This is a genomic window from Microbulbifer mangrovi (assembly GCF_002009015.1).
GTDB lineage: Bacteria > Pseudomonadota > Gammaproteobacteria > Pseudomonadales > Cellvibrionaceae > Microbulbifer > Microbulbifer mangrovi.
In genome coordinates, this window is sequence record NZ_LZDE01000180.1 from 1 (window position 1) to 5832 (window position 5832).

General features: G+C 58.0%; 4 protein-coding genes. All 4 read left to right on the plus strand.

The window, feature by feature from the left end; translation table 11 throughout:
• Nucleotides 1-894, plus strand: an 894-nt coding sequence (locus B4U49_RS01525; protein WP_338036814.1) for a sugar ABC transporter permease, incomplete at its 5' end; no start/stop codon positions are given.
• 413 nt (nucleotides 895-1307) lie between these two features.
• A complete protein-coding gene (locus B4U49_RS01530; protein WP_078082826.1) occupies nucleotides 1308-4301 on the plus strand; it encodes a TonB-dependent receptor in 2994 nt (997 codons plus the stop codon).
• A gap of 135 nt (nucleotides 4302-4436) precedes the next feature.
• Nucleotides 4437-5168, plus strand: coding sequence for a SapC family protein (locus tag B4U49_RS01535; RefSeq protein ID WP_078082827.1), 732 nt, complete (start codon nucleotides 4437-4439; stop codon nucleotides 5166-5168).
• Nucleotides 5169-5176: 8 nt separating this feature from the next.
• On the plus strand, nucleotides 5177-5832 hold a 656-nt coding region (locus B4U49_RS01540; protein WP_143735465.1), incomplete at its 3' end, for a cupin-like domain-containing protein.

Genomic DNA, 5832 nt, shown 5'->3' on the forward strand with positions numbered 1-5832 from the left:
TTCGCCTGCAGGCAGGCTCCTGCAAGGATTGCCCGGGACGTCTTCAGCTGGCGCTTCGCCTTGCTGATGTTTGCCTCGCTGGTAGTGATCTACCCGCTGTTGTGGGTTGTGAGTCTCGCCTTTTCCGGCCAGCAGTCCCTGACCCTTGTGCGCTTGCCGGAAGATGCCGGTGTCGGGCAGCAATTGCTCGCCCTGCTACCGCTACCGCAGCAGTGGACCCTGGACAACTTCCGCGCGGTGCTCACCGAGCAGCCGTTCCTGCGCTGGCTGGGTAACAGCCTGATCGTCGCTTTCGCCACCACCCTGGTGGGCTTGTCCCTCAGCTGTACTGCGGCTTACGCGTTTTCCCGTTTCCGCTTCGCCGGCCGTGCGCGCGGCATGATGCTGTTCCTGATTTCGCAGATGTTCCCGGCGGTACTGATGCTGATCCCGCTGTATGTGATCGTGGTGCAGTGGCTGGGACTGGGGAATTCCTGGCTGGGGCTGATCCTGGTCTACTCGATCACCGCGCTGCCGTTCTGTGTGTGGATGCTGAAGGGCTACTTCGACACGCTGCCCTACGAGATCGAGGAGTCCGCCCTGCTGGAGGGCGCCAGCCGCTGGATGATCTTCACCCGTATCATCCTGCCCCTGGCGCGACCGGCCATTGCCGTTACCGGTCTGTTCGCATTTATGACCGCCTGGAACGAGTTCATCCTTGCCTCCATCTTTATGGACGAGGAGTCCCGTTACACAGTTCCCGTCGGGCTGCGTTTCTTTGTCAGTGATTATGCGTCTGAATGGGGCTACTTTGCCGCGGGATCGATTCTGGTGTCGCTGCCGGTGATGTTGCTGTTTCTCGCCCTGCAGCGTTCCCTGGTGTCCGGGCTCTCTGCGGGTGCGGTCAAGGGATAGTCCCTTAGATAGTCCCTTAGATAGTCCGGTAGATAGTCCCGCAGCAGGTCACTCGATGATGTTGCGACCTCGGAGTCTATCTTCGAACGTCCAGTCACTTGCGCCTGGACACCATCCTTTCCCGGGTTGGGGAACGTGCTGCCCCAATCTGGATCGCCTTCTGCCTGCCGTTGGTGCAAATCTGCGCCAAAATCATAAGTCATTGAATATAAAGGATTTTTTTATTCCCGGTTTGCCGGGATCAAGGTGGGATAGTCCATTTCTGGTGTTTTTCCCAAGGTGGGACGACTCAAATTGTGGCGTGGCGGGAGTATAGCGTGGCGCCAGATCGGGTTATCCTAATGCGGTCTTCGAGGTACCCGAATCCGGCGAAACCTATAACAAAATGACGTGACGATGGGGGAGACAACTCCATGAACAGAATGACCGGATTCAAGAAGAATTCCATTGCGGTAGCCATCGCTACCCTCGCGGGCGTAAGCGGTGGCGCCTTCGCACAAGCCGAACAGGATGCAGCTCTGGAAGAAGTGGTGGTGCTGGGTATCCGCGGCAGTCTCGAAAAATCCATGGATGTAAAACGCGATGCCAAAGGCATCGTGGACGCGATTTCCGCAGAAGATATCGGCAAGTTCCCCGATACCAACCTGGCGGAATCCATGCAGCGTATTTCCGGTGTGTCTATCGACCGTGTGAACGGTGAAGGTAGTAAAGTCACCGTGCGCGGCCTGGGGCCAGATTTCAACCTGGTGACCCTGAACGGTCGTCAGGTAGCCCGCACCACCGGTGGCCGTTCCTTCGACTTCCAGAATATCGCTTCGGACATGGTGACCGGCGTTGAGGTCTCCAAGACCAGCAATGCGACCCTGCCCTCCGGCGGCATGGGTGCTACCATTAACCTGCTGACTGCCCGTCCGTTCGACACCCCAGAGCGCACCATGCGCTTTGGCGTGAAGGGTGTGATGGACGAGTCCTCCGATGATGCCAGCATGACGCCGGAGTACAGCGGTTTCTATTCCGATACCTTTGCCGATGGCAAGTTCGGTGTGGCCATTTCCGGCTCCGTGCAGGAGCGCGAGAGCGGTAGCCAGCAGGCACTGGTGCCCGGTGGCTGGATCAGTGTCGAAGGCCAGATGGACAACAACTGGGACGGCGTGAACGATGCTTGGGGTGCGGTGCCCCTGGAGAACCAGGTTAACCGTCCGGGCGAGGGTGACATCTACTCCGTTGCGCAGAACGCGGCCTTCAAATTTGAAGAGCAGCAGCGCAAGCGCACCAATGGCCAGCTGGTTCTGCAGTGGGCGCCGACCGACGACATCACGGCGACCATGGATTACAACTACTACCAGAACAAGATCGCCAAGCAGTTCAACGATATCTCCGTATACCACGCCTGGCAGGGTGACCAGCGCGGCGTGTGGAGCGACGGCCCCATCTCCACTCCGATCATCTACTCCGAGTACTACGGTGCACCTAGCGACGTGGCCATGGGCGGCGGCAGCACCGCCGAGATTCACGAAGGCGATATGCTGGGCGTGAACCTGGAGTGGCAGGTGAGCGACCGGCTGAACCTGTTCTTCGACGGCCAGCACTCTGAAGCTGAGCGCACACCGGACAGCCCCTGGGGCACCAGCAACGTGCTGACTGTTGCCGCCATGGTGCGTGACGCCAGCAGCGTGGACTTCACCGGCGATATTCCGGCCATCTATGTGGACTCCGCCAACGGCGTGAATGCTTCCGATATCATCGTTACCGGCTCGGTGTTCACCAACTCCAAGGATTACTCCGAGGTTGACCAGTTCCGCTTTGGCGGTAACTTCGAGATCAACGAATCCAGCGATATTGATTTCGGCATCGCCCGCCAGGAAGTGTCCAACCGTTCACAGTCTGTATTTGTACAGCGCAACAACTGGGGTGGCGCCGGCCCGGCTTCCGATCTGCCGGACGAGCTGTTCACCGCCAAGAGCATTTCCGACAAGTTCGACGAATCCTGGGGCGACTTCTCCGAGGTTGGCGGCCTGGAACCGCTGGACGTCTATTACGCGTGGAACTTCGACGCGGTGCGTGCCGTGGCTGAAAGCCTGTATGCAAACAACGCGACAGACCTGGGCACTGCCAACCGTGTAGGCGACTGTGGAACCGCGTTCTGTGCGTCCACCGATTACGCGTCTGACACCGACCGCGCCACCACCGAGACCTCCACCTCGGCGTACGCCCAGTACAACTTCAGCTCTGAAGTACGCGGCATGCCGTATGAGGTCAACACCGGCCTGCGCTACGAGCAGACCGATGTGGATTCCGTATCCGTGGTGCCTGAATACGACCGCGCAGAGTGGAACTCCAACAACGAAGTGGCCATTCTCGGCACTGGCGAACAGGTCTACCTGAGCGAAGAGGGTAACTACGACTACTGGCTGCCCAGCATCTCGTTCAAAATGGATGTGACCGAAGACGTGGTAACCCGCGCTGCAGTCAGCAAGGCGATCACCCGTCCGGATTACAACTCCATCAAGGGTGGCACCACCATCGGCACGATTGCCAACGGCGGTATCGGTGGCGGTTCTACCGGTAACCCGAGCCTGCTCCCTTACGAATCGATCAATTACGATCTGTCCGTGGAGTGGTATTACGGCGAGACCAGCTACGCCTCTGTGGGCCTGTTCCGCAAGGACGTATCCAACTTCATCAGCAACGCGAAAACTGAAAAGTCACTGTTCAATATCGCCAACCCGGCGGACGGTGCCCTGGTGGATGAAGCGCGGGCCAACGGTGCCAACGATGCAGAATCCATTCGTCAGTACATCGCTGCCAACTATGCGGATAGTGATTACGTCGATGTTACCTATCTCGAAGACGGAGTGACCGTCGACAAGATCTTCATCAAGGGTAACCCGGCCACCGACAACGACATGGTCTTCCTTGTCGACACCCCGGTGAACAGCGACGTGGACAACACCATCGACGGCGTCGAGCTGGCGGTGCAGCACATGTTTGGTGAAACTGGTTTTGGTCTGCAGGCCAACTACACCATCGTGGATTCCGAGCTCAGCTACGATCCGTTTATCCTGGTAGACCAGGAAGCCATGGTCGGCCTGAGTGACTCCGCGAACCTGGTGGGCTTCTACGACAAGAACGGTTTCCAGGCGCGTATCGCGTATAACTGGCGCGACGAGTTCCTGAGCTCCCGCGGCCAGAATACCGGTGCCAACCCGCAGTACGTTGAAGCTTATAGCCAGATCGACCTGAACGTGAGCTACGAGCTGCCGCAGCTGGAAGGCTTGCAGGTATTCCTGGAAGGTATCAACGTTACCGACGAAGCACAGCGTGTACACGGCCGCGACAAGCGTCAGCTGCTGGGTTACTACCAGGGCGGTGCTCGCTGGCAGCTGGGTGCCCGTTACGCCTTCTAAACCATTTCACAGGATGGTTTAAATAGGCACGGAAAGCCGCTGGTCGTCAGGTCAGCGGCTTTTTTTATACCGTGATTTAACTCAGCCCCAATGGCTGCTGTGAAAAAAATAACAAAGAGTGAAGAGAGAAGTAGGATGACGAATGCAGTACTGCTGAACAATGTAGAGCATCGCGATCTGCGAGTGCAGGCCGGGCGCTCGGCAGCGTTCGGTGACGACAACTGGTATGCGCTGACCTTCCCGCTGGAGTTTCGCGCACTGCAGGGCCAGTACCCGATCTTTTTCCAGAAAGATGCCAACACCGGCGCTTTCTTTCCGCTTGCACTGCTCGGGCTCGAACCCGGGGAAAATCTCTATCTGCGCGACAATCAATGGGCGGCTTCCTACCTCCCGCTGACCATTCGCCGCGAACCGTTTCTGATCGGACGCCAGAATTTTGTGGAAGACGGTGTGCAGAAAACCCGTCGCGTGATTCATATTGACCTGGATAGCCCGCGGGTGAATCGCGAGCAGGGTGAACCTCTGTTCCTCGAGTACGGCGGCAACTCTCCGTTCCTGGATGGCGTGGCGGATATGCTCGAGGCGATCCATCACGGTATCGAGCAGAGTGAAAAATTTATCCGCGCACTGCAAATTCACGGTCTGCTGGAATCCTTCACCATGGATATTACGCTGGATAACGGCGAGGCCAACCAGCTGAAGGGTTTCTACACCATCGACGAGGAGCGCCTGCGCGCGCTCAACGCTGAGGATCTGAACGAATTGCACCAGGCGGGATTTCTCGAAGCCATATACATGGTGCTGGCCTCCCAGTCCCAGGTGCGTCGCCTGATCGATGAAAAGAACCGTCGCAACGCCGCTCAGTGAGGTGCGAAATGGCGCAGCCGTTTATTGAAACCGCCGGCCTGCCGGCCACCCGGGAAGCCCGTGACATTACACCGGACAATGCACAGGAAGCGCTCGCGGGTATCACCGAACCGCTGGTATTGCGGGGATATTGTGCGGACTTTCCCGCGGTAGCCGCTGCAAAGGAATCTCCACAAAAAATGGCCGGGTACCTGCTGGATCAATACAGCGGTCATCCGGTCAATGGTTGTTACGGCGCGGCGGAAACCGGTGGCCGGGTGTTTTACAACGACGACCTGAGCGGATTCAATTTCGAAACCCGCCGGGTGCCACTCGGCAAATTGCTGGACGATATTCTTAGCGGCGCCGGTACCCCACAGACAGCCATGCGCTATATGCCTTCCAGTGAGGTTTCCTACTGGTTTCCCCGGTTCTCCGAGGACAACGATGCCGGTGTCGCCAGTGTTTCTCCCATCGGTTCCTTGTGGCTCGGCAACAAGGTGCGCATCGCCGCGCACTACGATTTTCCGAATAATCTGGCCTGCAATATTGCCGGTAAACGCCGTTTTACCCTGTTGCCCCCGGAGCAGATTGGCAATCTTTATCCCGGCCCTCTGGAGTTCGCCCCCGGCGGGCAGGAAATCAGCCTGGTGGATTTCTATAATCCCGACTTTGAGCGTTTCCC